This is a genomic window from Bradyrhizobium sp. CCBAU 051011 (assembly GCF_009930815.1).
Taxonomy (GTDB): Bacteria; Pseudomonadota; Alphaproteobacteria; order Rhizobiales; family Xanthobacteraceae; genus Bradyrhizobium.
On record NZ_CP022222.1, the window covers coordinates 4,297,513 to 4,323,559 of the forward strand.

The 26,047-nt window shown below is 63.0% G+C and carries 25 protein-coding genes; 10 read left to right on the top strand and 15 right to left on the bottom strand.

Annotation, left to right across the window (positions count from 1 at the left end):
* Positions 1 to 44 precede the first annotated feature (44 nt).
* The 6 genes from ACH79_RS20290 to ACH79_RS20315 all read right to left on the bottom strand — a co-directional run bounded on the left by ACH79_RS20290 (position 45) and on the right by ACH79_RS20315 (position 7,353).
* A complete protein-coding gene (locus ACH79_RS20290; RefSeq protein WP_161852569.1) occupies positions 45 to 1,013 on the bottom strand; it encodes an ABC transporter ATP-binding protein in 969 nt (322 codons plus the stop codon).
* Entirely contained in the window at positions 1,010 to 2,002 is a 993-nt protein-coding gene (locus tag ACH79_RS20295; RefSeq protein ID WP_161852570.1) for an ABC transporter ATP-binding protein, read from the bottom strand. Before ACH79_RS20295 ends, ACH79_RS20290 begins: the two co-directional genes overlap by 4 nt.
* Positions 2,002 to 2,922 (bottom strand): ABC transporter permease, encoded by a 921-nt coding sequence (locus tag ACH79_RS20300; RefSeq protein WP_161852571.1) that lies wholly within the window; start codon positions 2,920 to 2,922, stop codon positions 2,002 to 2,004. Before ACH79_RS20300 ends, ACH79_RS20295 begins: the two co-directional genes overlap by 1 nt.
* Positions 2,888 to 3,847: an ABC transporter permease gene (locus tag ACH79_RS20305; protein WP_161852572.1), complete on the bottom strand. Its 960-nt coding sequence runs from the start codon at positions 3,845 to 3,847 to the stop codon at positions 2,888 to 2,890. Before ACH79_RS20305 ends, ACH79_RS20300 begins: the two co-directional genes overlap by 35 nt.
* Positions 3,848 to 3,869: 22 nt before the next feature.
* Positions 3,870 to 5,666 carry a peptide ABC transporter substrate-binding protein gene (locus ACH79_RS20310; RefSeq protein ID WP_161856465.1) on the bottom strand — a complete coding sequence of 599 codons (1,797 nt, stop codon included), beginning with the start codon at positions 5,664 to 5,666 and terminating at the stop codon, positions 3,870 to 3,872.
* Positions 5,667 to 5,934: 268 nt separating this feature from the next.
* Positions 5,935 to 7,353 (bottom strand): M20 family metallopeptidase, encoded by a 1,419-nt coding sequence (locus ACH79_RS20315; protein ID WP_161852573.1) that lies wholly within the window; start codon positions 7,351 to 7,353, stop codon positions 5,935 to 5,937.
* Positions 7,354 to 7,560: 207 nt separating this feature from the next.
* Between ACH79_RS20315 and ACH79_RS20320 the strand changes: the two genes are divergently transcribed.
* Both ACH79_RS20320 and ACH79_RS20325 read left to right on the top strand, forming a co-directional pair.
* On the top strand, positions 7,561 to 8,181 hold the full coding sequence (locus ACH79_RS20320; RefSeq protein WP_161852574.1) for a DUF5343 domain-containing protein: 621 nt from the start codon (positions 7,561 to 7,563) through the stop codon (positions 8,179 to 8,181).
* Positions 8,174 to 8,761: a Swt1 family HEPN domain-containing protein gene (locus tag ACH79_RS20325; protein WP_246738612.1), complete on the top strand. Its 588-nt coding sequence runs from the start codon at positions 8,174 to 8,176 to the stop codon at positions 8,759 to 8,761. The genes ACH79_RS20320 and ACH79_RS20325 overlap by 8 nt, the downstream gene beginning before the upstream one ends.
* A gap of 76 nt (positions 8,762 to 8,837) precedes the next feature.
* Here ACH79_RS20325 and ACH79_RS20330 read toward each other — a convergent pair whose 3' ends face one another.
* Positions 8,838 to 10,085 (bottom strand): multidrug effflux MFS transporter, encoded by a 1,248-nt coding sequence (locus ACH79_RS20330; RefSeq protein ID WP_161852575.1) that lies wholly within the window; start codon positions 10,083 to 10,085, stop codon positions 8,838 to 8,840.
* A 268-nt stretch (positions 10,086 to 10,353) separates the two neighbouring features.
* Here ACH79_RS20330 and hemC point away from each other — a divergent pair, with 268 nt between their 5' ends.
* Entirely contained in the window at positions 10,354 to 11,313 is a 960-nt protein-coding gene (gene hemC, locus ACH79_RS20335; protein ID WP_246738696.1) for a hydroxymethylbilane synthase, read from the top strand.
* 44 nt (positions 11,314 to 11,357) lie between these two features.
* On the opposite strand, the gene ACH79_RS20340 is transcribed toward hemC, so the two are convergent.
* From ACH79_RS20340 to ACH79_RS20360, 6 genes are all read right to left on the bottom strand, one after another.
* Entirely contained in the window at positions 11,358 to 11,837 is a 480-nt protein-coding gene (locus ACH79_RS20340; RefSeq protein WP_161852576.1) for a cyclic nucleotide-binding domain-containing protein, read from the bottom strand.
* An 87-nt stretch (positions 11,838 to 11,924) separates the two neighbouring features.
* Entirely contained in the window at positions 11,925 to 12,221 is a 297-nt protein-coding gene (locus ACH79_RS43045) for a hypothetical protein (protein WP_202639276.1), read from the bottom strand.
* A gap of 230 nt (positions 12,222 to 12,451) precedes the next feature.
* On the bottom strand, positions 12,452 to 12,676 hold the full coding sequence (locus tag ACH79_RS20345; protein WP_161852577.1) for a hypothetical protein: 225 nt from the start codon (positions 12,674 to 12,676) through the stop codon (positions 12,452 to 12,454).
* Positions 12,677 to 13,089: 413 nt separating this feature from the next.
* Positions 13,090 to 13,890, bottom strand: a complete 801-nt coding sequence (locus ACH79_RS20350; protein WP_161852578.1) for an SDR family NAD(P)-dependent oxidoreductase — start codon at positions 13,888 to 13,890, stop codon at positions 13,090 to 13,092.
* Position 13,891: 1 nt separating this feature from the next.
* Positions 13,892 to 14,446 carry a carboxymuconolactone decarboxylase family protein gene (locus tag ACH79_RS20355; protein ID WP_161852579.1) on the bottom strand — a complete coding sequence of 185 codons (555 nt, stop codon included), beginning with the start codon at positions 14,444 to 14,446 and terminating at the stop codon, positions 13,892 to 13,894.
* Positions 14,447 to 14,486: 40 nt separating this feature from the next.
* The gene (locus tag ACH79_RS20360; protein WP_161852580.1) at positions 14,487 to 15,428 is read right to left on the bottom strand and encodes a hypothetical protein; all 942 of its coding nucleotides are present in this window, start codon (positions 15,426 to 15,428) and stop codon (positions 14,487 to 14,489) included.
* 188 nt (positions 15,429 to 15,616) lie between these two features.
* Between ACH79_RS20360 and ACH79_RS20365 the strand changes: the two genes are divergently transcribed.
* The 6 genes from ACH79_RS20365 to ACH79_RS20390 all read left to right on the top strand — a co-directional run bounded on the left by ACH79_RS20365 (position 15,617) and on the right by ACH79_RS20390 (position 24,012).
* Positions 15,617 to 19,090 (top strand): indolepyruvate ferredoxin oxidoreductase family protein, encoded by a 3,474-nt coding sequence (locus ACH79_RS20365; protein WP_161852581.1) that lies wholly within the window; start codon positions 15,617 to 15,619, stop codon positions 19,088 to 19,090.
* A 144-nt stretch (positions 19,091 to 19,234) separates the two neighbouring features.
* Positions 19,235 to 19,633 (top strand): hypothetical protein, encoded by a 399-nt coding sequence (locus ACH79_RS20370; protein WP_161852582.1) that lies wholly within the window; start codon positions 19,235 to 19,237, stop codon positions 19,631 to 19,633.
* A 117-nt stretch (positions 19,634 to 19,750) separates the two neighbouring features.
* Positions 19,751 to 21,331, top strand: coding sequence for an alkaline phosphatase (locus tag ACH79_RS20375; RefSeq protein ID WP_161852583.1), 1,581 nt, complete (start codon positions 19,751 to 19,753; stop codon positions 21,329 to 21,331).
* A gap of 189 nt (positions 21,332 to 21,520) precedes the next feature.
* Positions 21,521 to 21,961, top strand: a complete 441-nt coding sequence (locus ACH79_RS20380) for a heme-binding protein (protein WP_161852584.1) — start codon at positions 21,521 to 21,523, stop codon at positions 21,959 to 21,961.
* Between the two features lie 21 nt (positions 21,962 to 21,982).
* Entirely contained in the window at positions 21,983 to 22,999 is a 1,017-nt protein-coding gene (locus ACH79_RS20385) for a Gfo/Idh/MocA family protein (RefSeq protein ID WP_161852585.1), read from the top strand.
* A 50-nt stretch (positions 23,000 to 23,049) separates the two neighbouring features.
* The gene (locus ACH79_RS20390; RefSeq protein ID WP_246738613.1) at positions 23,050 to 24,012 is read left to right on the top strand and encodes a tripartite tricarboxylate transporter substrate-binding protein; all 963 of its coding nucleotides are present in this window, start codon (positions 23,050 to 23,052) and stop codon (positions 24,010 to 24,012) included.
* 43 nt (positions 24,013 to 24,055) lie between these two features.
* Here the strand turns inward: ACH79_RS20390 and ACH79_RS44795 are convergent, their stop codons facing one another.
* Complete coding sequence (locus ACH79_RS44795; RefSeq protein ID WP_256380326.1) at positions 24,056 to 24,184, bottom strand: hypothetical protein; 129 nt, start codon at positions 24,182 to 24,184, stop codon at positions 24,056 to 24,058.
* Between the two features lie 263 nt (positions 24,185 to 24,447).
* Here ACH79_RS44795 and ACH79_RS20395 point away from each other — a divergent pair, with 263 nt between their 5' ends.
* The gene (locus ACH79_RS20395) at positions 24,448 to 25,620 is read left to right on the top strand and encodes an acetyl-CoA C-acyltransferase (RefSeq protein WP_161852587.1); all 1,173 of its coding nucleotides are present in this window, start codon (positions 24,448 to 24,450) and stop codon (positions 25,618 to 25,620) included.
* Between the two features lie 85 nt (positions 25,621 to 25,705).
* Here ACH79_RS20395 and ACH79_RS20400 read toward each other — a convergent pair whose 3' ends face one another.
* On the bottom strand, positions 25,706 to 25,939 hold the full coding sequence (locus ACH79_RS20400) for a hypothetical protein (protein ID WP_161852588.1): 234 nt from the start codon (positions 25,937 to 25,939) through the stop codon (positions 25,706 to 25,708).
* Positions 25,940 to 26,047 lie beyond the last annotated feature (108 nt).

Sequence of the window (26,047 nt, forward strand, 5' to 3'; positions counted from 1 at the left end):
TTCACGCCGCCGACTGCGCGAGAGCGGCGGCTCAGGCGCCGCCGTCAGGCCAGATGACATGCGACGAAATGTCCGTCGCTCCCTTGCTTCAATTCGGGCGCGCTCTCGCGGCAGCGCGGCTCGGCGATTGGGCAGCGGGTGTGGAAGTGACAGCCGCGCGGCGGGTTCATCGGGCTCGGCACGTCGCCCTGCAGGCGGATCCGCTTGCGTTTCACCTTCGGGTCCGGCACCGGCACGGCGGAGAGCAGCGCCTGCGTATAGGGATGCCGGGGATTGCGGTAGAGCTCGCTGGCATCAGCCAGCTCGACGATGCGTCCGAGATACATCACCGCGACGCGGTCGGAGATGTGCTCCACCACGGAGAGATCGTGGGCGACGAACAGGTAGGTAAGGTTGAGCTCGGACTGCAAATCTTCCAGCAGGTTGATGACCTGCGCCTGAATGGAGACGTCGAGCGCGGAGACCGGTTCGTCGCAGACGATGAATTTCGGCTCCACCGCGAGCGCGCGCGCGATCACGATGCGCTGGCGCTGGCCGCCGGAAAATTCGTGCGGATAGCGCCGCATGTGCTCGGCCTTCAGCCCGACCTTGACCAACAGGCTCGCCACGCGGTCGTCGCGCTCGCTTGCCGAGGAGGCGAGCTCGTGGATGGTGAAGGCTTCTCCGAGGATCGCGCCAACCGTCATGCGCGGATTGAGCGAAGCGAAGGGGTCCTGGAACACGATCTGCATGCTACGCCGCATGGCGCGCAGGTCGCCGCCGGAGAGGCCACGCATGTCCTGTCCGTCAAAGACGATCTCGCCCTCGCTGGGCTCGACCAGGCGCAGCACGCAGCGCGCCGTGGTGGACTTGCCGCAACCGGACTCGCCGACCAGGCCGAGCGTTTCGCCGCGATTGACCGCAAAGGACACGCCGTCGACCGCGTGAACGCGGCCGACTTCGCGCGACAGCAGTCCGCCCTTGACCGAAAAATGCTTCTTCAGGCCGGTAACGCGGAGCAGGGGTTCGCTCATGCCATCGCTCCCTGCTTCTCGCCGAGGTGACATGCCATGCGATGACCGGGCGCGACCTCGCGCAGCAGCGGCTCCTCTACGGTGCAACGATCAAAGGCGTAGCGGCAGCGCGGCGCGAAGCGGCAGCCGGGGGTCGGATTGATCAGGATCGGCACCGAGCCGCCGATGGCCTCCAGCCGGGTCTTGTGCTTGCTGTCGAGGTCGATGCGCGGGATCGAGCGGATCAGGCCTTGTGTATAGGGATGGCGCGGATTTTCGAACAGGCTGTCAACGTCGGCCTCTTCCACCACCTTGCCGGCATACATGACGACGACACGCTGCGCGGTTTCCGCCACCACGCCCATGGCGTGGGTGATCAGCATTACCGCCATGCCGAAGCGGTCCTTCATGTCCTGCAGGAGGTCGAGGATTTGCGCCTGGATGGTGACGTCGAGCGCGGTAGTCGGCTCGTCGGCGATGACGAGCTTGGGCTTGCAGGCCAGCGCCATCGCGATCATGACGCGCTGGCGCATGCCGCCGGAGAACTGGTGCGGATAATCATGCACGCGGCCCTCGGCGTTCGGGATCTGCACCAGCTTGAACATTTCCACGGTGCGGGCGAGCGCGTCCTTGTTCGACAAGCCCTCGTGACGGCGAAGGCTCTCGGCAACCTGTTCGCCGACCGTCAGCACCGGGTTGAGCGAGGTCATCGGCTCCTGGAAGATGAAGCCGATATCCTTGGCGCGGATATCGTCCAACTCGTGGCTCGTGAGCGGCACGAGGTCGCGGCCCTCGAACAGGATCTGGCCCTGGACGATGCGGCCGGGCGGCATCGCGATCAGCTTCAGGATCGACATCGCGGTGACGGTCTTGCCGCAGCCGGACTCGCCGACCACGCAGAGCGTCTCGCCCTTGTTGATCGTGATGTCGACGCCGTCGACCGCCTGCAGCATGCCGTCGTCAGTAGAGAAGTGGGTTTTCAGCCCCTTGATTTCGAGCAGCGGCGCCATCAGATCACCCGCCTTGCATCGAGCGCGTCGCGCATGCCGTCGCCGATGAAATTGATGGCGACGACGGCGACGAAGATCGCCCCGCCCGGGAACAACGCCCAATGCGGACCGATGTCGAGGAAATCCTTGGCGTCGAACAATAGCCGGCCCCAGGTCGGGGTATCCGGCGGAAAGCCGAGGCCGAGAAACGACAGCGTCGATTCGGCGATGATCGCTGCGGCGACGTCGATGGTGCCGGCGATGATCACGGGGCCGACGGCGTTGGGCAGGATGTGCCGCACTACCTGCCGCAACGGGCTGGCGCCGAGCGCGCGCGCGGCTTCGACGAATTCCTTCTCGCGCAAGGAGAGGAACTGCGCGCGCACCAGGCGCGCGACCGGCATCCAGCGCAGGCCGCCGATGACGAGCACGATCAGGATGAAGATGCCGCCCTCGGGACCGAACACGGCTTTGAGCCCGTCGCGGAACAGATAGATGAGCAGGAGCAGCAGCGGCAGTTGCGGCAGCGACAGGAAGAGATCGGTGAGCCACATCAGCGCATGCCCGAGCGCCCCGCGCGACATGCCGGCGAGCGCCCCGATCAGCGTGCCGACGAGGACGGCGACCGCCATCGCCGCGAGCCCGACGGCCAGCGAGATGCGGCCGCCGTAGATCATGCGGGCGAGGATATCCTGTCCGAGATCGTCGGTGCCGAAGGGGTGGGCGAACGAGGGGCCCTCCAGGCGCGCGCTGAAATCGATCTCATTGATGCTGACGCGCCAGACGAAGGGGCCGAACACCACCGCCGCGATCAGGACAAGCAGCAGGAATGCGCTGACCACGGCGAGCTTGTGGCGGCGATAGCGCCGCCAGGTCTCGCGCCAGGGCGACCAGGCCGGCCGCCGCTCAGCGGAAGGAGATGCGAGGGTCAAGCCAGCCATAGAGGATATCCGCGATCAGGTTGAACAGCACGACGAGACAGGCGAACACGAAGGTCACGGCCATCACGACAGGCGTGTCGTTGGAGAGGATGGAAGAGATCAAGAGCGAGCCGATGCCGGGAATGCGAAAGATCTGCTCGGTCACGATGGCGCCGCCGAACACCGCCGGCATCTGCAGCGCGACCAGGGTGACGACCGGGATCATCGCGTTACGCATCGCGTGCTTGACGATCACCCTGGGTTGCCCGAGGCCCTTGGCGCGGGCGGTGGTGACGTAGTCAAGGCGGATCACGTCCAGCATGGCCGAGCGCACGAAGCGCGTCATCGAAGCCGCCTGGAACAGGCCGAGCACCATCACGGGCATGATGGCCTGCTTTATCTGCTCAAACAGCCAGCGTATTCCGGTCGCCTTGATGTCACTTGAATAGACAAAGGGCAGCCAGTCCAGCGTGATCGAGAAGACCAGGATGAATAGGAGCCCTGTGAAGAAAGTCGGTAGCGAGAAGCCGATGAAGGCAAACGTGTTGGCAATCTGATCGAAGATCGAATAGGGCCTGGTCGCGGCGTACACGCCGACGGGTATAGCGATCAGGAGCGCCAGTATCTGCGCCGAGCCGATCACGTAAAGCGTGGTCGGCAGGCGTTGCAGGATGAGCGTGTCCACGTTCATCCTGCTGACGAAGGAAAAGCCCCAGTCGCCTTGCAGCATCGCCGCGAGCCAGCGCAGGTAGCGGAGGTAGATCGGATCGTCGAGACCGAACTTGGCGCGAAGCGCCGCCCCGACTTCGGGCGGTACGTTGGGGTTGGTTGCCAGTTCACTGAAGGGATCGCCCGGCGCAAGCGCCAGGACAATGTAGAGAACCAGCGAAATGCCGAGCAGGCTCGGCACGGCGATCAACAAGCGACGCAGGACATACTGACTCATGAGGGAACAATCCCTTCGATGATTAGCCTGTCGCCTCCCGGTACCAGTCAAACAGATTGTCGGTTTCGTTGGCCCAGCCGCTGACCACCGGACGCAGTGCGTTGGCGCAGGCCTCCACCTTCAGGCGATGCATCACCGGGATGAAAACGATATCCTGCATCATGATGTCGTTGGCCTTGATGTAGAGCGCAGCCCGCTTGACCAGATCGGTCTCGGACTCGGCGGCGTCGACGGTGTCGTCATATTCCTTGTTGACCCAGCGCGGGAAGTTCACGCCCTGCCACTTGTTCTCCTTGGTGGCGACGTTGCGCGAATGATAGCGGCGCATGTGCTGGGCCGGATCCGGCTGACTCATCGGGATCTGGAACATCTCGAGGTCGGCGTAGAATTTGGCGTAGGTGTCGGGATTGGCGACGTCGGAGGAGAAGAACACCGAGGCGACCACCGATTTCAGCTCGACGTCGATGCCGGCCTTCTGGCAGGCCTGCTTGACGATGGCCTGGGTCTTCTGGCGCGGGCCGTTGATCGCGGTCTGGTACAACAGCTTCAGCTTCTTGCCGTCCTTCTCGCGGATACCGTCAGCGCCCGCTTTCCAGCCGGCGTCCTCCAGCAGCTTGGCCGCCTTTTCGATGCTGAATTCCCAGCTCGTGTTCTTGGAGACGAATTTTTCCGGGCCGTTGAGGAAATTGGGCGTGACGCGTCCGGCGCGGCCGTAGATGACTTTCTTGACGGCCTCGCGATCGACCAGCATCGAGAGCGCCTTGCGCACCGCCGGATCGGAGAATAGCGGGTGCTTGGTCTTCATCGAGGACCGCTCGCCGTCGACCTCGGTATTAGGATCGGTGAAGTTCAGCGCAATGAATTCGGTGTCGCCGCCGACCGCATAGACGGTCTTGCCCTTGCCGCCCTTTTCCAGGCGCAGCAGCACGTCGTCTTCGACCTGGATATTCCAGCCGAAATCATACTCGCCGGACTGGATGACGGCGCGCGCCGCCGAGACGGCATCGCCGCCGCCCTTCATCTCGATGGTGTCGAAGTGCGGGCGGTTCGGCATGTGGTAGTCGGGATTGAGCTCGCCGCGGATCACATCGCCCGGCTTGAACTCGACGAATTTGTAGGGGCCGGTGCCGACCGGCGACAGGTTGTTCGGGGCCTCGCGCGACTTCGCGCCTTTGTATTCCGCAAACAGATGTTTCGGGATGATGCTGCCGGGGGCGCCGACAAAGGCGTCGGCCCAGAATGGCGTCGGCTTCTTGAAGAGGATGCGGACGGTGAGGTCGTCGACCTTCTCGACGGTGATGTCGCGGTGAATGCCGATGGTCACGGTGGCGGTGGCAGGATCGCGGGCATATTCCCAGTTGAAGACGACGTCATCGGCGGTGAAGGGTTTGCCGTCGTGCCATTTGACGCCGGGCTTGAGCTTCCAGGTCACCGACATGCCGTCGGCCGACAGGCCGCCATTCTCCAGCGAGGGAATCTCTGCGGCCAGGACCAGCTTCATGTTGCCGTCGGGATCCCAGCAGGCGAGCGGCTCATAGAACAGGCGCGAGCCGTCCTGGTCCTTGGTGCCGGTGGCGAAATGCGGATTGAGCAGGGTCGGTCCCTGCCACCACAGCAGTTTCAGTGCGCCGCCGCCGCCGCGCTTGGTCGGCTTGTAGACGGAGGGACCCTCGGCCATGGCGACGCCACCGATCGCCAGAATCTGCGTGGCCATGGGCGCGGTGAGACCGAAAGCCAGCATACGCTGAACGAAGCCGCGGCGGTCCATGTGGCCGTCCTTTACCTCGTCGATCATGGTGCGCAGTTCGGTGTCCAGCATCGTTGTCCCCGTCTGGTTCTTGTGGTTGAGGCGCGCCGGAGGCGGCGGCGCCAAATGGTTCGCCGGTAAAAGGCTCATCAAATGCTTCGGAGGTCAACGCCCGGCTGTCAACAATTGGCAGCATGGAAGCGGCAAATGATTTCTGCTTGGGCAGAAACACGCTGCGTCGCACATCGCTTTGGCAATCCGGCAGCCAGGGCGCGTCAAAACCGCGCGAAATCGCGCCCTGCACTGCAAAAAATTTGTTCGCTAGACCGGCCGGAGCCGGTCAGGTCAGCGACATGTCCAGCGGCGGCGCGACGCTATCCGGCAGCGGATTGACGTAAGGGGTGCGGGCGGTGCGCTTCTTTAGATCGGCCTGGGCGGCGGCAATCAGCTCCGGTTCCGTCAGCGCCCTGACGCCGAGCCCCGCCATGGCCTTGGCGGCCTGCACCATGGCCTTGTGGGCGTGTGGGCTCTTGCCCTGTGCTACCACCTGCCAGGTGTGGAACGGGGTGCCGATCGCGACCGTCGGAGCGTGAACCTGAACCGTCGGCACGACCCAGCTTACATCGCCGACGTCGGTCGAGCCGATCAACGGATTGCGCCTGGCGTCCAGCGGTACGATGAAATCGGCCAGCGGCCGGTCGGTCGGATCCATGCCGATCGCATAATAGACGCTGGCGATGTCCTTTTCAGTCAGCGTCGATCGGATCTGTTGCGCAAATCCCTTGTCGGCGTCGTCGAAATGCGGCGGGCCGAGTTCTTCCATGATGTTGTGCAGCGCCGCTTCGAGCGGGGTGTTCGGCAACAGGTTGGAGACGGCGGAAATGATCTTCATCTCCATCTTGGTTTCTGTCATCAGCGCTGCGCCCTGCGCGATCTTGTGGACGCGCTCCACCAGCTCGGTCATGCCAGGCAGGTCGCGGGCGCGGATCGAATAGCGCACGCGGGCATGGGCCTGCACCACATTGGGGGCGATGCCGCCGGTATCGAGCAGGGCGTAATGCACACGGGCGTCGCTCGGCATGTGCTCGCGCATGTAGTTGACGCCGACATTCATCAACTCGACGGCATCGAGCGCGCTGCGACCGAGATCCGGCGAGGCCGCGGCATGCGAGGTACGGCCGGTGAAGATGAAATCGGCGCGGGTGTTGGCGAGCGAAGGCGTCACCACGACTTCCCAGAAGCTGGAAGGATGCCAGGTGATCGCGATGTCGGCATCGTCGAAAGCGCCGGAGCGCACCATGAAGGTCTTGGCGGCGCCGCCTTCCTCCGCGGGGCAGCCGTAATAGCGGACGCGCCCCGGCACCTTGTGCTCGGCGAGCCAATCCTTCACTGCGGTTGCGGCCAGCAGCGCGGCCGAGCCGAGCAGGTTGTGGCCGCAGCCATGGCCGTGGCCGCCGGCCTCGATCGGCCGCGGCTCGGCCACGCCCGCCTCCTGGCTGAGGCCGGGCAGGGCATCATATTCGCCAAGGAAGGCGATCACCGGTCCGCCTTCGCCCCATTCGCCCATCAGGGCGGTGGGAATGCCGGCGACGTTCTCGGTGATGCGGAAACCCTGATGGCGCAGTTCGGTGAGATGCTCGGCGGAAGAGCGCGCTTCGGTGTAGCAGACTTCTGGCATCGCCCAGACCCGGTCGCTCAGGGCGACAAAGCGCGGCTTGATGGTGTCGACGCCACGCCAGATAGTGCTGCGGTTATCCATCTTCCGATTCCCAATTCTGAAGCCGATGTGAGCGGAGGAATTGTTATCAGCTTCGCCACATGACGCCAGCGCCGGACGGACATTCAGCCATGCGGCCGGGGCGGGCGTAAGTTGCGTTAATTTCGCAGTGGCTTTCCCAACTTCTGAGTTGACTCTCGTTAGCCGCCTAGGCGTGACTACTCCTCGTTGTAGAAGAAGGGATAATTCATGGCATTGCCGGACGTCTACGTTCAGATTTATGGGCAATTACCGGATATTTTCAAACGGATATCTGAGGGACAAGCGCCGGATAAATTTACCAGTCAATACCTGAAGGACATCGGCTTCCAGTCCACGAACCATCGCGCGATCATTCCGCTGTTAAAGGCGCTCGGGTTCCTGTCTGCGGAAGGAGTGCCTACGTCGCGCTACCATTCGTATCGAGATCACAGCCAAGCAAGAAGGGTAATGGGACAAGCGGTTCGGGAGGCATATTCAGATCTTTTTACGATCAAGGCTCATCCCACTGATGCGGATCGAAGCCTTATCGAGGGGAAGTTTAAAAGCGCACATAATACGACTGAGCGCATGGCCAAATTAATGACCAGCACCTTCTATTCACTCTTGCCATTAGCCGATCTCACGGCCGCGACACCAAGTATCACGCTCGAAAGCAAGCAGGAAAATGAGCCGACGCTGCCTCACGAAGTCTCTCGTTCTGACAAGCTCGTACGCTCAGTAAGACCAGCAACACTTCACTACAACATTCAGATCCACCTGCCTGCGACAAAGGACGTTGAGGTTTTCAATGCGATTTTCAAATCATTGAGGGAGCACCTTCTTGACTGACACCAGGACTGCTCTCAGAGATTTCATGTTTCGGGGACTAATGTTTGAGTCAAAAGCGGCTGGATTTCAATCCGCTGGTATCCAAGTTGGAGCGGATGTGGGCCAAGCGGAGGAAAGACTCCTATCGGAGGCGTTGTCGCCTTTCGGAGTCGTCCGGCGAAACCAAGCTTTGGAGATGGGACGGCTGTACGTTGTTATTCATTGTTTTGAGAACGAGGTGAGATCTCTGATTCGCGAAACGCTAGAAGAAAAAGACGGCATAGATTGGATTCAGAAGCTACCAGCAAAGATAAGGTCGTTTGCAGAGGGACGACAAAAAGCCGCTGAACAGGATTCTTGGCTAAGCGGAGAGAAGTCGGACGTGCTTGGGTTTGCGGATTTTGGCCATCTAGCGACTATCATTGTCGAGAAGTGGGCGCACTTCGAGGATTTGTTGCCAAGCCAGCATTGGTTGAAGCAGCGCATGGATGAACTGGAAAAAGTTCGCCACTTCATCGCGCATAATCGGGTGCTTCTGCCTACGGAGTATCAGCGCGTTTACATGTACATTGCTGATTGGAATCGTGTCGTTGGACTTTAGTGAGTATGAATAGATTTGGCTTAAGCAGTCAGCCTCCCTTGTCCTACCTCGTTGAGCAAATCAGCGGCGCCACTTATCACACCTTCAGGCCGTAAGGCCTGAACAGCCGGCCTTTCTCCACCACCAGCACCACGGCGAGCGCGGCCAGCGTGCAGAGCAGGAAACCAGTCGCGAACGGCACCAGCGTGCCGTCGTAATCCTGGCCAATGGTGGCGCCAATGCCGATGGCGAGGAGCGTGGTGATCGAGCCGTACAGCGATGCGGCGGTGCCGGCGATATGGCCCTGCGGCTCCATGGCGAGCGCGGTGAAATTGGCGATCATCAACCCGAACGCAAACATCATCGAAATCGAAAGCACCATGAACAGCGGCAACGGCAGCATCTGCAGTTTTGCCGCCACCAGCATGGTTGCAGCGATGACGACGAAGCCGATCAGCGCGGCATGCGAGATCACGCGCATGCCGAGGCGGCCGACGAGGCGGGAATTGACGAAGCCGGCGATAGCCGTTCCAACCGCGACGCCGGCAAACGCCAGCGGAAAATAATGTCCGAGCTGGTAGATCCCGGTGAACACCTGCTGCGAGATGAAAACGAAAGCGAACAGCGAGCCCAATACGCCGCCGGCGACCAGCGCATAACCCAGCGTCTGGCGGTTGGTCACGGTCTGGCGGAAGGCGTCGAACACTTCGTCAATGGCAAGCGAGCGGCGCCGTTCGGCCGGCAGCGTCTCCGGCAGGCGCAGCGCGCTCCAGATCAGCGCCACCACGCCATAGAGCATCAGCACGATGAAGATGCCGCGCCAGTGCGACACCAGCAGCACGGCCTGGCCGAATGCCGGGGCGACGACAGGCACGGCAATGAAGATCATCATCGTCAGCGACATCACGCTCGCCATGCGGCGCCCGGCATAGCAGTCGCGCACGATCGAGGTCGCGATCACGCGCGTGGCCGAGGTGCTGAGGCCCTGCAAGGCACGCGCCAGCAACAGCGTCTCGAACGAGGGCGCGGCGATCGCGAGCAGGCTGGCAGCGCAATAGACGGTCATGCCGCCGAGCAGGACCGGCCGCCGGCCGAACCGGTCGGACAAGGGGCCCATCACGAACTGGCCAACGCCGAAGCCGACCAGAAAAATCGACAGCACCATCTGCGGCCGGTTGACTGAAGTGATGTGGAAGGCGGACGCGATGTTCGGCAGCGCCGGCAGCATCATGTCCATCGCAAGCGGATTCAGCGCCATGATCGAGGCGATCACGATGACGAATTCGGGAAAGCCCATCGGGCGGTGGCCTGAAGCGGTCAAGGCATCGGCACTGGTATCGGACAACGAAAAAATCCTTTTGCAGGCGGCACCCTATGGATTTTGATGCGCTGCACAAATAACGTTTTCGGCATGGCAGACCATCGGCCAGCGGGGCTTGAAGCGGGCCACGCCGGTCTGGCGGGAAGAACACGTTGGGCCCGGCCGGCCAAAGCCGTTGTTCTGATGGGCGGCTTGCTCTATCCCCTACGCACAAAACATCAGCGATGGACCGCTTTCGAACGGAGATCTTGTGTCGGAACAGACCTTGAAGATCGGCACGCGCAAGAGCGCGATGGCGCTCGCGCAGACGGAAGGGATCGCGCGGCTGCTGCGCGTGGCCGATCCCGCGCTCGATGTCGAGATTGTCAAGTTCGAAACCCGCGGCGACCAGGACCAGACCAGCAAGCTGCTGCGCCATGGCGGCAAGGGCGGCGCCTTCGTCGCGGAGATTCGCGAGGCGATGCTCGCCGGGCAATTGCAGGCGGCGATGCATTCGTTGAAGGACGTTCCTGGGAACGAGGAAACGCCGGGCCTGATCATCGCCGCGACTCTGCCGCGCGATGCTGCCAACGATGCGCTGGTACTGCGTCCTGGCCTCTCGCTCGACGACTTTCGCGCTTCGCATGGCAAGGGCTTCAAGATCGGCACCAATGCCGTGCGCCGCGCCGCCTATCTGCGCCGGCTGTTTCCGGAAGCCACCGTGATCCATTTCCGCGGCGCGGCCGATACGCGCGTGGCAAAACTCGATCGCGGCGACAAGCAGCGGCTGCCCGACGGCGGCGAGGTGGGACCTGCGGACGCGCTTGTCATGGCGCGGTCCGGGCTCGAACGCATCGGAATGGCGTCCCGCATTGTCCATGACTTTTCGGTCCGCGAGATGCTGCCCGCGGTGGGGCAGGGCATCGTCGCGGTGGAATGCGTCGAGAAGGACTGGCTCACGCGCGAACGCCTTTCGAGGATCGAGGACGCCTCGTCGCGGCTCTGTGCCGAAGCCGAGCGCGAGGTGTTGTGGGTCTTGAACGGTCACTGCAACTCGCCAATCGCCGGCCATGCCACGCTTGATGGCCGCGAGATGACGCTGACGGCCGCCGTGCTGGATGAAGCCGGCGACCGCTTCATCGAGGTGTCGCGGCAGGGGCCAGCGGACCGGCCGCGCGAACTCGGCAGGACGGTTGGTCTCGAACTGCTCGACAAGGGCGCGGCTGAGATCATCGCGCGGACAAGGCCGGAGGAAGATTCGCTGCTTTCGTAAGGTAGCCGGATTGACGTGGATGGGCCGGTGGCTTGCCCCCGGCGCTATGAGCCATCGGCACGGGCGCTCAGCTCGGCTATGCGACGGTCGGCGCGGCGGAGCCGCCGGCACAGTTCGCGATTGATATTCTGCATCACAATCACATAGCCGTGGATGTCGGCCTTGTAGTACGCGTAAAGGTTTCCGGCCGTCAGCTCGTGCAGTACGGTTTCGCTCTCCGCGACCACGGTGGCCGACCGGTTCTGCATTTCGATCAGCGTCATTTCGCCGAAGAAATCGCCGGGCTCTAGAACCAACATCCGAATTGAGCGCCCGGAATCACCGAGCTTGCTCACCACGAGTTCGCCCGAGAGAACAATGAACATGGAGCGCCCCGGTTCTCCTTCCGCGACGATCGTGGCGCCGGCGTCGAAGCGGCGTTCGACCAGCATGGAGATCAGGCGATCGAGGCTTGCGTCGGAGAGGCCACCGAAGAAAGGCGTGGCGAGCAAAAATGCTTTCAGATCGGGCGAGCTGACAGCCATCGGTCGAATATACGCCTGCTCCGGGCAGCGGCAAGTTCGGAACGGCTTTGCGGTGGTGTAGCGAACCTGTCTCTCTTCAGGGTTGAGTCAGCGCGCGACGTCGCGCCACTCGGGGCAGGCGCGCTGGTAGCCGCGGACGCGCTCGCGGTTGGTCGGCGCGGCCGGCGTTCCCTCGATGACGACGATCTTGCCCTTGCCGCCCATCTTCTCGAACAGATAGCGCGCCTCGCGGTAGCCGATTTCGAAATCGTCGGCGGCGACGTCCATGCGCTCGCGCAGGCGCGGGAAGTATTCGAGGATCCGCGCCTCGCGTTTCGAAAGCAGATTCCAGGTGGCGTGAATAAAGGCGGCGAGGACAACGAAGGAGAGTGAGAGCAACGACATGAGACCTCCGTGCCATCTGGCGCGAACAAGATCTCGACATCTCCTCCTCTGGGCTTTTGTCCCTCGGGTGCAGCCGCGTGCTACCGCGGTTTTCCGCAACGCTCGGACCGGCGATGGCGGTTTCGCCATCCGGAACCCTAGTTGCCACTCAGTCGATGGAACTCCGATATGTCAGGGAATCAGGTGCGGTCAATGCGAAATTTATGCTGCAGGTGCGCAATGCCGCGCGGTCAGGCGGCCAGATCCTGCAGCAACAGCGACGATCCGCGAATCAGCACCTTGCGTCCCTTCGCCGTGATGGCGGGCGCGTCGCCGTTCATGACGGCGAGTTCGAGCACGATCAGGCCGTCGATCGTGTAGCGGCTCATGCGCGGCAATCTTGATGCCGGAGTGCGCAATGCCTTCAGTGTTTCCCACTGGGACGGCGTCAGGTCGTAGTCGAATTCTTCGTTCATGGTGCCTCGGCTTCCACAATTCTTGTGGCGTCTCATAGCGAGCGCACGTGAAATTCGTGCGACCGCAACGAGTCGGTATTTCGACAAGCGACGATGCGCTGTCACATCATCGTGTCATTGGAATTGGTCGATGTTGTCGAATCACGCGGGGGCCAAAAAACAAAATTACGCCGGCGCAGGTCGCGTGAGCAGGGTCGGCAAAAAGGCCGCCCAATCGCCGCAACCCTTAGGAGAAGGTTACTAACGAAAAGTAAACGGCGGCCTGGTTCGAATACCGTGATTCAGCTCACAGCGCGATGAACGGCGCTGCTGCCGTAGGGTGGGCAAAGCGAAGCGTGTCCACCATTGCGAGCGAGGTGTTCGATGGTGGGCACGGCGCGGTGCGCCTTTGCCCACCCTACGAATCCACTATCCTATCCGCGCCGCACGCTGGCGCCGCCGTCGACCGGCAGGGTCACGCCGGTGATGAAGCTCGCTTCGTCCGACGCGAGGAACAGGGCGGCGTTGGCGACGTCCCAGCCGGTGCCCATCTTGTGACGCAGCGGCACCTTGGCATCGCGCTCCGCCTCGACTTCGGCGCGGCTCTTTCCCCATTCGCGGGCGCGGGTGTCGACTGCCATCGGCGTGTTCATCAGGCCGGGCAGGATGACGTTGGCGCGAATGCCATATTGCGCGTTCTGGTAGGCGAGCTGTTCGGTGAAGGCGATCATCGCCGACTTGGTCGCCTTGTAGGCCACATAAGGATAGGTGGTGATCGCGGCCATCGAGGAGATGTTGATGATCGCGCCGCTCTTTTGCTGGCGCATGATCGGGATCACGTGCTTGGCGGCGAGCACGCAGCTCTTCAGGTTGATCGCCACGCAGCGGTCGAAGGCTTCCTCCGAGATCTCGAGCAGTTCCGCGTCGCCGCCGGACAGGCTGACGCCGACATTATTATGCAGGATGTCGATGCGGCCCCAGCGCGTTTGCGCATCCGCCACCATCGCCTTCAACTCGGCGTTCCTGGTGACGTCGGCCTTGAATGCCGCCGCGGTGCCGCCATTCGCGGCAATCAGGTCGACGGTTTCCTGCGCCGATTCCAGATTATGATCGACGCACAAGACCTTGGCGCCTTCACGCGCAAAGGTCAGCGCGGTGGCGCGGCCGTTGCCGATGCCTTCGCCGGGACTCTGGCCGGCGCCGACGATGATGGCGACACGATCTTTCAGGCGCATCTCATTCCACTCCCGGGATCGGGTACTGTTGCAGTACCTCTTTGTAATAGGGTTCGTTGTCGATCTTCATCGTCGCCAGCACGCGGACCACGGCGCAATAGAAGGCGATGGTGAGCACGAGGTCGACCATCTCTTCGTCGGAGAGTTTTTGCTTGATCTCGCCGAAGGTTGCCTCCGACATCGCAAGCTCCCGCACCATCTCGCGGGCGCCGCGGAGAATCGTCTTTGCGAGCGGTTCCAGCTTTGATGGCTTGCCCTCGGTCTCGGCCATCAGTCCTTCGATATCCTCGTCGGTGACGCCGAATTCCCTGCCGATCTTCACGTGGTGGGTGAACTCGTATTCAGATTTCTCCATCCAGCCGACCTGCAGGATCGCAAGCTCGCGCAAGCGCGGATCGAGCTTGCTCTTGAAGCGGATGTAGTTGCCGACGCCGTTGAAGGCGCGGGCCATGTCCGGCGAGTTCACCAACAGCTTGTGCAAATTGGTGTTGCGCTTGAGCATGTCGCGGTACTCGGGCGCGACCTGGTCGGCTTCGAGATAGGGCAGGCGAGCCATTTTGTTGTTGTCCTTATTGGCGATAGCGCATCACGCTCACCTAGCCGTAGAGCGCTTTGTGCTCCCGCTCGTAGCTGGCGTAGGAGTCCTTGATGCTGGCCATGTTGAGCAACATGGTTGCAACCGGCTTGTCATCCGAAGCGAATACCGTGGTGCGCATCCACACGCTTTCGGTGCGGCGGCTGCCGCTCAGCGCCACCACTTCGCGTTCGGTCGAATAATTCTCCCCGACGAATAGCGGGCCGCGCAGCAGGCGGATTTCCTGATCGGCGAACAGCCCGACGGCGGGCCCGCGCACCGGCAGCCGGTCCTCGCGGGCGCGGTATTGAAACAGCACGCTCAGCATTTCGAACGGAATGATCGCGCGACCCCAGGGATTGAGTTCCTGGGAATAATAGGCCGAAGGTTCAGTGATGGCCTTGAGCTTGTCGGCAAGCGAAAACGGGTAGAGGTCGCCCATGTGCTGGTCGAAATCCATTTTTACCGTCTGCCGTCCCGTCTTCATGCCGACCTTGAGGTCGGCGAGGATGACAGGATCGGCGAGCGGCTTCAGTTCGCCGAGCCGCTGACTTAGCGCCGTTTCCGTCACGTCGCCGACGGAAGCGGTGCCGCGCAAGATCTCGGTGCCGTCGCGCTTGGTCATGCCGATCGCGCAAGTCCTCTCGCCCGGCTTCGGCTTCTCGATATTGGCCTGAACTTCCTCACCCTCGAAGGCGGGGTTGCGGTAATGCGCGGACAGGCATCCGCTCTCGAACCAGGCCTGGCCCCAGATGCGTTCGCATAGTGGCGCGAACTGGCTGAAATGGGTCGGGCCCTCGATGGTGCCGCGCTGAAAGCCGAGTTTTTGCGCGGTAGCGTCGTCGTGGATCGAGGCGTGGGAGTCGTAGACCTGCGCGTGGAGCATCTGTTTGGGGCTGCGCCACGGCCCCACCAGCAGATTGCCGCTCTCCGATAACTCGGTCCTGAATGCCGGTTCTGTCATCCCTGGTGTCTCCCTTTACGCCCAAACGTTTCAAAGAAGGCGGGGGCCCGCAAGAGGCGGGCTGATCCCAAGGCAGGCCGAGATATGTCCTGCGGCCATGAATTCACGCTGGGCACGCATAGCAAAACCGGTGCATTCTGTTCGCAATTAGACCGGTTCAAATAACCGGCGCGACGGGGAGCGGACGAATGGCGTTGATGGAAGTTGGGCTGGATGACAAGTACCGGCTGGATGCGAAGCGAATCTTCCTGTCCGGTACGCAGGCGCTGGTCCGTCTTCCCATGTTGCAGCGCGAACGCGACCGCGCGCAGGGGCTCAACACCGCCGGGTTCATATCAGGCTACCGCGGCTCGCCGCTCGGCATGTATGACCACGCGCTGTGGCGCGCGAAAACCTTTCTCAAGCAGCATGACATCGAGTTCTCGCCCGGCCTCAACGAGGATCTGGCGGCGACGGCGGTATGGGGCAGCCAACAGGTCGGCATGTTCCCCGGCGCCAAGGTCGATGGCGTATTCGGTATCTGGTATGGCAAGGGCCCCGGTGTCGACCGCTCGGTGGACGCGCTCAAGCACGCCAACTCTGCCGGCACGTCGAAGAATGGCGGCGTGATTGCGCTGGCCGGCGACGACCATGGCTGCCAGTCCTCGACGCTGGCGCATCAGAGCGAGCAGGTATTTGCCGCGGCGCTGATGCCGGTGGTCAATCCGGCGACGCTGCAGGATTATCTCGATCTCGGCATTCTAAGCTTTGCGCTGTCGCGCTATTCCGGTTGCTGGGTCGGCTTCAAGGCGATCTCCGAGACGGTCGAAAGCTCGGCGTCGATCGTCAGCGATCCCGACCGCATCAGGATCATCACGCCTGACGATTTCGAGATGCCGCCGGGCGGACTTTCGATCCGCTGGCCGGATGCGCCGATGGAGCAGGAGCGTCGGCTGCACGGCCCGAAGATGCAGGCAGTCGCGGCATTCGCGCGTGTCAATCGCTTCGACCGCATCGTGCTTGACTCAAAGCCCGCGCGGCTCGGCATCATGGCGACCGGCAAGGCCTATCTCGATCTGCGGCAGGCGCTGGCCGATCTCGGCATTACCGACGCCGAGGCAAAGGCGCTGGGATTGCGCATCTACAAGGTCGCGCTGACCTGGCCGCTGGAGGAAACCGGCGCGCGCGTGTTTGCCGAAGGGTTGCAGGACGTGCTGGTCGTCGAGGAGAAGCGCGGCTTCATCGAGGACCAGCTTCTTCGCATTCTCTACAACGTCGATGCCTCGAAGCGGCCTTCGGTGGTCGGCAAGCGCGACGAGAGCGGCGCGCCGCTGCTGCCGAGCGAAGGCGAGTTGACGCCGACCATGGTGGCGGCGGCTGTGGTCGCGCGCTTGCGAAAACTCGGCCATCGCAGCCCGGCGCTGGAGCAGCGCCTCGCAAAGCTCGAAGCCTTCGACCGGCCGGCGGAGGGCGTCGGCGCAGCAAAGCTGCAGCGCACGCCGTACTTCTGCTCCGGCTGTCCGCACAACACCTCGACCAAGATACCCGAAGGCAGCCGCGCGATGGCCGGCATCGGCTGTCACGGCATGGCGCTCTCGGTGCCGAATCGCCGGACGCAGACGATCTCGCATATGGGCGCGGAAGGCGTCACCTGGATCGGGCAGGCGCCGTTCACCGATGAGCCGCACGTGTTCCAGAATCTCGGCGATGGCACCTACACCCATTCCGGCCTGCTGGCGATCCGCGCGGCGGCGGCTTCCGGCGTCAACATCACGTACAAGATCCTTTATAACGACGCGGTGGCGATGACCGGCGGCCAGCCGGCCGAGGGCGGTCTGACGGTGTCGCAGATCGCGCACCAGGTTGCTGCGGAGGGGGCAAAACGCCTCGTCATCGTGTCCGACGATCCGGAGAAATACCCAAGCAATTACTTCCCATCAGGCGCGACTGTTCATCACCGCCGCGAACTCGACGCGGTGCAAAAGGAACTGCGCGAGGTCAAGGGCCTCACGGTGCTGATCTACGACCAGACCTGCGCGGCGGAAAAGCGCCGCCGCCGCAAGCGCGGCCTCTATCCGGATCCGCCGAAACGCATCTTCATTAATGAGCGGGTCTGCGAAGGCTGCGGCGACTGCTCTTCTGTTTCCAACTGCGTCTCGGTGCAGCCGCTGGAGACCGAATTCGGCCGCAAGCGGCGGATCGACCAGTCGAACTGCAACAAGGATTTTTCCTGCATCGAGGGCTTTTGCCCGAGTTTTGTCACCGTGCACGGCGGCAAGCTGCGCAAGGCCGACCGCACCGCGGCTGATCCGTCGGCGCTGTTCGCCGACCTGCCGACGCCCGCTACCCCAGCGCTCGCGGGCCCCTGCAATATCCTGGTCACCGGCATCGGCGGCACCGGCGTCATCACCATCGGTGCGCTGCTCGGCATGGCCGCGCATGTCGAGGGGATGGCGTGTTCGACACTCGACTTTACCGGCCTGTCGCAGAAGAACGGTGCGGTTATGAGCCATGTCCGCATCGCGCCGACGGCGGACGATCTCTCGACGGTTCGCATCGCACCCGGTAACGCCAATCTCATTCTCGGCTGCGACATCGTGGTCGCTACCAGCATTCCCTCGCTGAGCCGGGCCGAGCGCGGTCTCACGCGGGCGATCGTCAATGCCGACCTCTTGCCGACTGCGAGCTTCGTCATCAACCCCGACATCGATTTCGAGGCGGGCGCGATGCGGGAGGCGCTCAACGAGGCGGTCAGCGCCTCCGATCTCGACATCCTCGACGCGACCGGCCTTGCCACCGCGCTGATGGGCGACAGCATCGCCACCAACGCCTTCATGCTCGGTTTTGCGTTCCAGCGCGGCGCGATCCCGCTGTCGCTGGAAGCGATCATGAAGGCGATCGACCTCAACGGCGCGGCGATCGAGATGAACAAGCTGGCATTCTCCTGGGGCCGGCTTGCCGCGCACGACCTGCAGCGGGTCGTCACCGCGGCGCGCTTCAAGAGTTCGGGCGCGGCGCCGGTCCGGCGGACGCTCGAGGAGAGCATCGCCTTCCGAGCCGAATTTCTGACCAACTACCAGAACGAGGTCTATTCGAAGCGCTATCTCGCCGAGATCGAACGCGTCCGCGCCGCCGAGGCCAAGGCCGCGCCCGGTTCGCATGAACTGACGGAAGCTTTCGCAAAAGGCCTGTTCAAGTTGATGGCCTACAAGGACGAATATGAAGTCGCCCGGCTTTATTCCGACGGCGAGTTCGCAAAAGCGTTGAAGGAACAGTTCGACGGCGAGGAGGGCGTCAAGGTCAGCCTGGCGCCGCCGCTGCTGGCGTCACGCGACAAGGTCACCGGCCATCTGCGCAAGCGCGAGTTCGGCGCCTGGATTTTCCGCGCGTTCGATATCCTGACACGATTCAAGTTTCTGCGCGGCACCGCGTTCGATCCGTTTGGCTACACGGCCGAGCGGCGGATGGAGCGGGCGCTGCCGGGCGAATATTCTGACATGATCTTCCGCCATCTCGACAGAGCGAAGCCGCAGGACTGGCCGCGGTTGGTCGCATTGGCGAAGTCCGCGGAACTCGTTCGCGGCTACGGCCATATTAAGGAAGCTAATGTAGCGAAGTTCCGCAGAGAGTGCGCGCGACTGGAGGCCGCGATCGGCCAGCCGATGGCGGAGGCCGCCGAGTAGGGGCAGTTGATTCGGCACGTGAACTTCTTCGCGGCCGGGATCACTCACCGGTAATCCCGAGGGCGGAACCCGCTGGAATTGTGCTGGCGGCTTCCTACATGATGGCTGTTCCCTAGCTTTTGAGTTGGTTTCACGAGGCCTGCGATGGTCCTGAAGAATGCTATTGCCGCGGCACTTTGCGCGGGGCTCCTGATGTCGGGTAGCGCCGCGCTCGGCGATGAGTATCGCGCGGGCGAACTGTTCGGACTCGATCTTTCCAGCGCCGTGCTCTCGCCGAAGCGGCTCGGGCCGGAGACGCAATTCGCTCCAGTCCGGATCGAAGCCCGAACCGATCGCAAGCCGGTGAAGACGGAGCGCGTGGTTGTCCGTAAAACTCCGGAGCGCAAGGCGCATGTTGCGCAGGAACGCGTCGAGAAGCCGCGGGGTGCGGCCCGCGCCCAGCTGGCGCGCCGCCACAGCAACCCGCTTGACGCCCAGGCGCGCGACACGCGGATTCAGACCTGGCCGTGCAGGTCCGGCGCCATCTGCGGCTGGCAGAATTAGTTCGTAGCTTCGCTCCACCCATCCTACGATTCTACGTCATCCACCTGTCGTAAAAGCTTCAGCCGCGAGTCAAATTCAACGGGCACACCTTCGTCGTGATTCGACGAGGGTGCTTCGATGCCGATTGCGATACGCGCCGGGCAAAGCTTGAACCGGCGTCAATGGCTGGTCCGCTCCGCCGCAACATGTGCCGTCGCCGGTCTCGGCAGCCTCGCCAGACCCTATCTCAGCCGCGCCGCCGATCGGCCGCTCATCACCAGCGGCATTCAATCCGGCGACGTCTCGGCCGATTCCGCTGTCGTTTGGGCGCGCGCCGACCGCGCCGCGCGGATGCAGGTCGAGTGTTCGACCGCCGAAGACTTCAAGACCATCATCGGCGCGGCTTCGGCCGATGCATTGCCGGCAAGCGATTTTACATCGAAGGTTCTGCTCGGCGGCCTGCCATCGGGGCAGGACATCTTCTATCGCGTGCGGTTTGAAAGCATCGACACGCCGGGACTGGCCGGCGAGACGCAGGCCGGGCATTTCCGCACCGCGCCCACGGCAAGGAGCAACGTGTCGTTCGCCTGGTCCGGCGATACGACGGGGCAGGGCTGGGGCATCGATGAAAGCCGTGGCGGGATGCGGACTTACCGGACGATGCTCGACAACCGTCCGGACTTCTTCATCCATTCCGGCGACCACATCTATGCGGACTGCCCGGTGGAGCGGGAATTGAAACTGCCCGACGGCGGGGTGTGGCGGAACATCGTCACCGAGGAAAAGTCCGTCGTCGCACAAACGCTGGCGCAGTTCCGCGGCAACTACAAATACAACTGGCTCGACCAGAACTTTCGCGCCTTCCATGCCGCCGTGCCCCTGTTCGCGCAGTGGGACGATCACGAGGTCACCAACGACTGGGCGCCGGTCGGCACCGCCGATGAGACCGGCTATGCCGGGGATGGCTCCTCGCTTCTGGTGGCGCGGGCCCGCCGCGCCTTCCATGAATTCATGCCGATGCGCGCGAGACCTGCGCAGGAGGACGGCCGTATCTATCGCAAGATCGCCTACGGCCCGCTGCTCGACGTCTTCATGATCGACATGCGCAGCTATCGCGATTCCACCTTCAACAAGCGCGACGACCATGGCGACACCTGTATCTTTGGCGCGACGCAACTGGCTTGGCTGAAGCGCGAACTGGTGGCGTCCGATGCTACCTGGAAGGTGATCGCCGCCGATATGCCGATCGGCCTGATCAGCGAGGACGCGATTGCGCTCGGCGACGGTCCGCCGGAGCGGCGCGAGCATGAGATCGCCGATCTGCTGTCGTTCATGAAGCGCGCCGGCATCCGCAACACGGTGTGGCTGACCGCCGACATGCATTACACGGCGGCGCATCATTACGATCCGAACCGAGCGACTTTTCAGGATTTCGAACCGTTCTGGGAATTCGTCTCCGGCCCGCTGCATGCGGGCACCTGGGCGCCGGCCCCGCTCGACAATACGTTTGGGCCAAAAGCGATGTTCCAGAAGGGCTGCAGCGGCGAGAATCTCGCGCCATGCTTCGGGATGCAGTTCTTCGGCCGCGTCGATATCGACGGCAAGACCGAAGTGATGACCGTGACACTGAAGGATGTCGACAATCGCGACCTCTGGTCGGTCGACATCGAGCCCCGTCCGGATGCGCGGCCGGGGCAGATCATGGCGCAGCACATCTGACGCCTTCGATCTGGGGACGCTCGGCACACAATCCCCGGCAACTTCCATGTTCGCGCCGCATAGTTCGGCCAGGCTTTGTCGCCTGCCAACACGTGCGGCAGATAAACAACTGAAAATTGCGTATCGTTTCTTGAAGGAGGCGCTGCGGTGAAGCACAATTGGCCTGTCCCTCCCGACCGGAGCGCCCCCATGTTTGTCGCCGAAAGCAAGCGCCTGACGCATCAGGGCGCGAAGATGATCATGGCGACCGCGCTGGAATTGGCCGGCCAGGCCAAGGTCGCGATCTCTTGCGCCGTCGTCGATGCCGGCGGACATGTGATCCTGATCGAACGCATGGACGGCGGTCGCTTCCACACCGTTCACTCCTGCACCACCAAGGCGGTTTGCGCCGCATCGAACCGGCGCCCGACCACGGCCAAAGGCGCGGCCGGTCAGGACCTCGACGTGGCCCACGCGATCGGACTTGCGCTCGCGGCCGGACCGGAACGGTGGACGGCGATGGAAGGCGGCGTGCCGGTGCTGGTCGACCGCGAATGCATCGGCGGCGTCGGCGTCAGCGGCGGCGACTGGGAGACCGATTTGCGGATCGCCAAGCTGGCCGTCGAGTCGATCGGCGCGAAATGGGAATGATATCGTAGAGAGGGCAAAGCGATGACTGCCGATCCGCTCCGTGTGGCTTGTATCGGGATGGGATGGTGGTCCGATGTTCTGGCGGATGCGATCCAGCGCTCGGGCAAGCTCGAGATCCGCACCTGCTACACAAGATCCGATGAAAAGCGCAACAGCTTCGCGGCAAAGTACCGCTGCCGGCCGGCCGAGAGTTACGAGGCGCTGCTGGCCGATGCCGAGATCGAGGCGATCATCAACACGACGCCGAACGATGTCCACCTTGCGACGACCTGCGCGGCCGCGGCCGCCGGCAAGCACGTCTTTCTCGACAAGCCGATCGCCAACAGCATCGCGGACGGCCGCGCCATCACCGAGGCCTGTCGCAAGGCGGGCGTGGTGCTGGCGCTCGGCTATCAGCGGCGGCGCGAGAGCCATTTCCGCCACGTCAGGCGAGAGATCGACGCCGGCCGGTTCGGCAGACTCGTCAACGCCGAGGCGAATATCAGCCGCGACCGCCTCGGCAAGGTCGATCTCTCCTCCTGGCGCTACCAGGCCGCAGGCATGCCGGGCGGCGTGATGCTGCAGATCGGGATCCACTACATCGACGTGCTCGCCTACCTGATCGGGCCGGTCCATGCGGTGCGTGCGCAATCGGCGCAACTGGTGCTACCCGGCGACAATCCTGACGTCGCGAGCCTGATCCTGCAGCATGAGAACGGCGCGTTGTCGACGCTGAATGCCAGCTACGCCTCGGCCTCCGAATACTACCTGATGAACGTCTACGGCAAGGACATGACGGCGTTTTACGATCTGCACAATGGGCTGCGGCTGCTCAAGCGCGGTGAAAGCCGACCTGTCACGGTGCCATGCGCAGTCAACGATACCCTCGTCGAGGAACTCGAGGAGTTTGCCGCGGCGGCGCGCGGGCAGCGTCAGCACGAAGTCGGCGGCGAGGAGGCGACGCGATCGCTCGCGGTGGTACGCGCCGGCATTGTTTCGGCGCGCGAGAGGCGTTCGGTCAAGGTCGCGGAAATATTGAACGGTGACGGAAGCTTGTGACCGTGCATCAGCACGGATGGGAGCGCGTTATGAAACCTGGCTCTTGTGTCTTGAAATTTTTCGCAGTCGCACTGGTTGTAATTGGGATCGTCGCGCCGGTGCGCGCGCAGGACTATCCCTCCAGGGCGATCACGGTGGTCGTGCCGTTCCCGCCCGGCGGCGCCAGCGACGTCGTTGCGCGCATCGTTACCAACCAGATGTCGAAGATCCTCGGGCAATCCATCGTCATCGAGAACGTCAGCGGCGCCGGCGGCACCGTCGGCAGCGCGCGCGTCGCTGCTGCCGCGCCTGACGGCTATACCCTGCTTGCCGCGGCGATGGGCTCGCATGTCGCGGCTCCCGTGCTGACGCCGAACCTCAAATACGATCCCGTTGCCGACTTCATGCCGATCGGCTTCACGGCCCATTCTCCGGCAGTCGTCATCGCGCGGAGGGATTTCCCGGCAAACGACCTGAAGGAATTCGTCGCAACGCTGCGACAACGCGGCGACGCTGTAAGGCAGGCCCATGGCGGCATCGGCGCGTCCTCGCATATGGCGTGTCTGTTGTTCACGGCGGAAATCGGTGCGAAGCCGGCGCTCGTTGCCTATCGCGGTTCAGGCCCGGCCTTGAATGATCTGGTCGGCGGCCACGTCGATTTCATGTGCGAGCAATCGGTCAGCGTGGCGGAGTCGGTTCTGGCCGGCTCGGTCAAGGCCTTCGCCGTCTCGGCCGCGAAGCGGCTGGAAACGCTGCCGAATGTTCCGACCGCCGGCGAAGCGGGCATAGGCTATCAGATGAGCGTCTGGGCCGGACTGTTTGCGCCGAAGGGCGTTCCGCCTGAAATCATCGCCCGGCTTTCGGATGCGCTCGACAAAGCGCTTGATGAGGCCACAGTGCGCGAGCGGATTGCTCAGCTCGGTGGCTCGATCCCGCCAAAGGACGAACGCAACCCGGCGGCGTTCGACCGGTTTGTTCGATCCGAGATCGCACGCTGGTCACCCATTCTCGCTGCGGCCGGATCGGGGAAGTGAGGCATCGGACGCAAGCGCCCGCGCTGTACCACAGGAAATCGGCTCAGGGCGTAACGATCAGATAGCCTCCGACAACGAACAGCACCGAGAGCGCAATAACCACCCCGAGCACGGCAGTGATGATCGCTGGCAGTTCATGGGTTTCCAGCCATTGTCGCAACGCCCTTACCATCGCACCCCTGCCTTGGTTCTGATTGTCTCGCGCACGCCCGCGGGCATTCTCCATAGCGGTCAATTTCGCTCAGTGAAATAGCCGCTGCCTGCGCCTTTCGTCGACTCCCATCGCGGCCTTGCCGAAGTACGTGCGTTGTGTAAATCCCGGCTTCGAGCTGGCCTGCCGGGTTCATTCTTTTCCGCTGGCCGGAATTCGGGTTTTCGCTACACACGGGCGCGGCTCCAGTCCATACTGGATCGCATCAAAGGGAGGTCTTTCAAATGCGTGAAGCTGTCATCGTTTCCTATGCACGTACGGGGCTGGCAAAGTCCGGCCGCGGCGGGTTCAACATCACGCCGCCGATGTCGCTGGCGGCCCACGCCATCAAGCACGCTGTGGATCGCGCCGGCGTCGACAAGGAATATGTCGAGGACTGCTATCTCGGCAATTGCGCGCATGGCGCGCCGAACATCGGCCGGCAGGCCGCGCTGCTCGCCGGCTTGCCGAAGTCGACCGCCGGCGTCTCCGTCAACCGCTTCTGCTCGTCGGGCCTGCAAACCATCGCGATGGCCGCCAATTCGATCCGCTCTGACGGAGCCGACTGCATCGTGGCCGGCGGCGTCGAGAGCATCTCGATTCCGGGCGGCGGCTCGCCCAAGGAATCGATCGATCCGGAACTGCTCAAGGTCGCCCCTGATATCTTCATGGCGATGATCGACACCGCCGATATCGTTGCCGAGCGCTACAAGCTCAGCCGCGAATATCAGGACGAGTATTCGCTGGAGTCGCAGCGCCGCATGGCCGCTGCCCAACAGGCCAACAAGTTCAAGGACGAAATCGTCCCGATGAAGACCAAGATGAAGGTGGTCGACAAGGCGACGAAGGCGGAATCGATCGTCGACTATGTCGTCGACCGCGACGAGTGCAACCGGCCCGAAACGACGCTGGAAGGCCTGGCCAAGCTCGAGCCCGTAAAGGGCCCCGGCAAATACGTCACCGCCGGCAACGCCAGCCAGCTCTCGGACGGCGCCGCCGCCGTCGTGCTGATGGAAGCCAAGGATGCCGAGAAGCGCGGCCTCAATCCGCTCGGCCGCTTCGTCGCCTGGGCCTCCGCGGGCTGCGAGCCGGACGAGATGGGCATCGGCCCGATCTACGCCGTGCCGAAGCTTCTGAACCGTCATGGCCTGAAGATCGACGACATCGATCTCTGGGAGCTCAACGAAGCCTTCGCCAGCCAGTGCCTCTATTCCCGCGACAAGCTCGGCATCGATCCGGCGAAGTACAACGTCAACGGCGGCTCGATCGCGATCGGCCATCCCTTCGGCATGACCGGTGCGCGTCTCACCGGCCACATCCTGCAGGAAGGCCGGCGGCGCAAGGCCAAGTGGGGCGTCGTCACCATGTGCATCGGCGGCGGCCAGGGCGGCGCGGGCCTGTTCGAAATCTATAGCTGAACCTCCGCAGCCAGCGTGCAGTAAAGAAAATGGCTCCGCGAGGAGCCATTTTCCGTTTCAGGTTCTTCGGTTTCGGGTGTCGGCCTTAGTAGCGATGCTTCTTGATGATCACGACCTTGTCGCGATGGCCATGGCGCCATCCGCGATGGTAGCCGCGGTCACGATGTCCTCGGAATTCGGCGCGTGCGCCATAGCCATGGTGATGATGACCATGATAGCCGCCACGCTTCTTGATAATGACGGTCTCAGCGCTCGCAATCGACGGCGCTGCGATAATGAGCGCGCCGAGCGCGGCGATAACGTATCCAAGCCTCCTCATTCCAATCCTCCTCAATTGAGCGAGGATAAAACATCGGATTGCGAGCAACGTTCCCGAGGAATTTCAAGAGAATTCTGAACACCCGTTCAGATACGTCGGCGCGGCTTG

Excerpts from the sequence above, each read along its gene's own strand:
- ACH79_RS20290 (WP_161852569.1), bottom strand. The coding sequence starts at position 1,013 with ATGAGCGAACCCCTGCTCCGCGTTACCGGCCTGAAGAAGCATTTTTCG.
- ACH79_RS20315 (WP_161852573.1), bottom strand. The coding sequence starts at position 7,353 with ATGGATAACCGCAGCACTATCTGGCGTGGCGTCGACACCATCAAGCCG.
- ACH79_RS20385 (WP_161852585.1), top strand. The coding sequence starts at position 21,983 with ATGACTGCCGATCCGCTCCGTGTGGCTTGTATCGGGATGGGATGGTGG.
- ACH79_RS20360 (WP_161852580.1), bottom strand. The coding sequence starts at position 15,428 with ATGACAGAACCGGCATTCAGGACCGAGTTATCGGAGAGCGGCAATCTG.
- hemC (WP_246738696.1), top strand. The coding sequence starts at position 10,354 with ATGGCGCTCGCGCAGACGGAAGGGATCGCGCGGCTGCTGCGCGTGGCC.
- ACH79_RS20380 (WP_161852584.1), top strand. The coding sequence starts at position 21,521 with ATGTTTGTCGCCGAAAGCAAGCGCCTGACGCATCAGGGCGCGAAGATG.
- ACH79_RS20345 (WP_161852577.1), bottom strand. The coding sequence starts at position 12,676 with ATGAACGAAGAATTCGACTACGACCTGACGCCGTCCCAGTGGGAAACA.
- ACH79_RS20400 (WP_161852588.1), bottom strand. The coding sequence starts at position 25,939 with ATGAGGAGGCTTGGATACGTTATCGCCGCGCTCGGCGCGCTCATTATC.
- ACH79_RS20310 (WP_161856465.1), bottom strand. The coding sequence starts at position 5,666 with ATGCTGGACACCGAACTGCGCACCATGATCGACGAGGTAAAGGACGGC.
- ACH79_RS20300 (WP_161852571.1), bottom strand. The coding sequence starts at position 2,922 with ATGGCTGGCTTGACCCTCGCATCTCCTTCCGCTGAGCGGCGGCCGGCC.
- ACH79_RS44795 (WP_256380326.1), bottom strand. The coding sequence starts at position 24,184 with ATGGTAAGGGCGTTGCGACAATGGCTGGAAACCCATGAACTGCCAGCG.
- ACH79_RS20350 (WP_161852578.1), bottom strand. The coding sequence starts at position 13,890 with ATGCGCCTGAAAGATCGTGTCGCCATCATCGTCGGCGCCGGCCAGAGT.
- ACH79_RS20340 (WP_161852576.1), bottom strand. The coding sequence starts at position 11,837 with ATGGCTGTCAGCTCGCCCGATCTGAAAGCATTTTTGCTCGCCACGCCT.
- ACH79_RS20395 (WP_161852587.1), top strand. The coding sequence starts at position 24,448 with ATGCGTGAAGCTGTCATCGTTTCCTATGCACGTACGGGGCTGGCAAAG.
- ACH79_RS20365 (WP_161852581.1), top strand. The coding sequence starts at position 15,617 with ATGGCGTTGATGGAAGTTGGGCTGGATGACAAGTACCGGCTGGATGCG.
- ACH79_RS43045 (WP_202639276.1), bottom strand. The coding sequence starts at position 12,221 with ATGTCGTTGCTCTCACTCTCCTTCGTTGTCCTCGCCGCCTTTATTCAC.
- ACH79_RS20295 (WP_161852570.1), bottom strand. The coding sequence starts at position 2,002 with ATGGCGCCGCTGCTCGAAATCAAGGGGCTGAAAACCCACTTCTCTACT.
- ACH79_RS20305 (WP_161852572.1), bottom strand. The coding sequence starts at position 3,847 with ATGAGTCAGTATGTCCTGCGTCGCTTGTTGATCGCCGTGCCGAGCCTG.
- ACH79_RS20355 (WP_161852579.1), bottom strand. The coding sequence starts at position 14,446 with ATGGCTCGCCTGCCCTATCTCGAAGCCGACCAGGTCGCGCCCGAGTAC.
- ACH79_RS20375 (WP_161852583.1), top strand. The coding sequence starts at position 19,751 with ATGCCGATTGCGATACGCGCCGGGCAAAGCTTGAACCGGCGTCAATGG.
- ACH79_RS20320 (WP_161852574.1), top strand. The coding sequence starts at position 7,561 with ATGGCATTGCCGGACGTCTACGTTCAGATTTATGGGCAATTACCGGAT.
- ACH79_RS20370 (WP_161852582.1), top strand. The coding sequence starts at position 19,235 with ATGGTCCTGAAGAATGCTATTGCCGCGGCACTTTGCGCGGGGCTCCTG.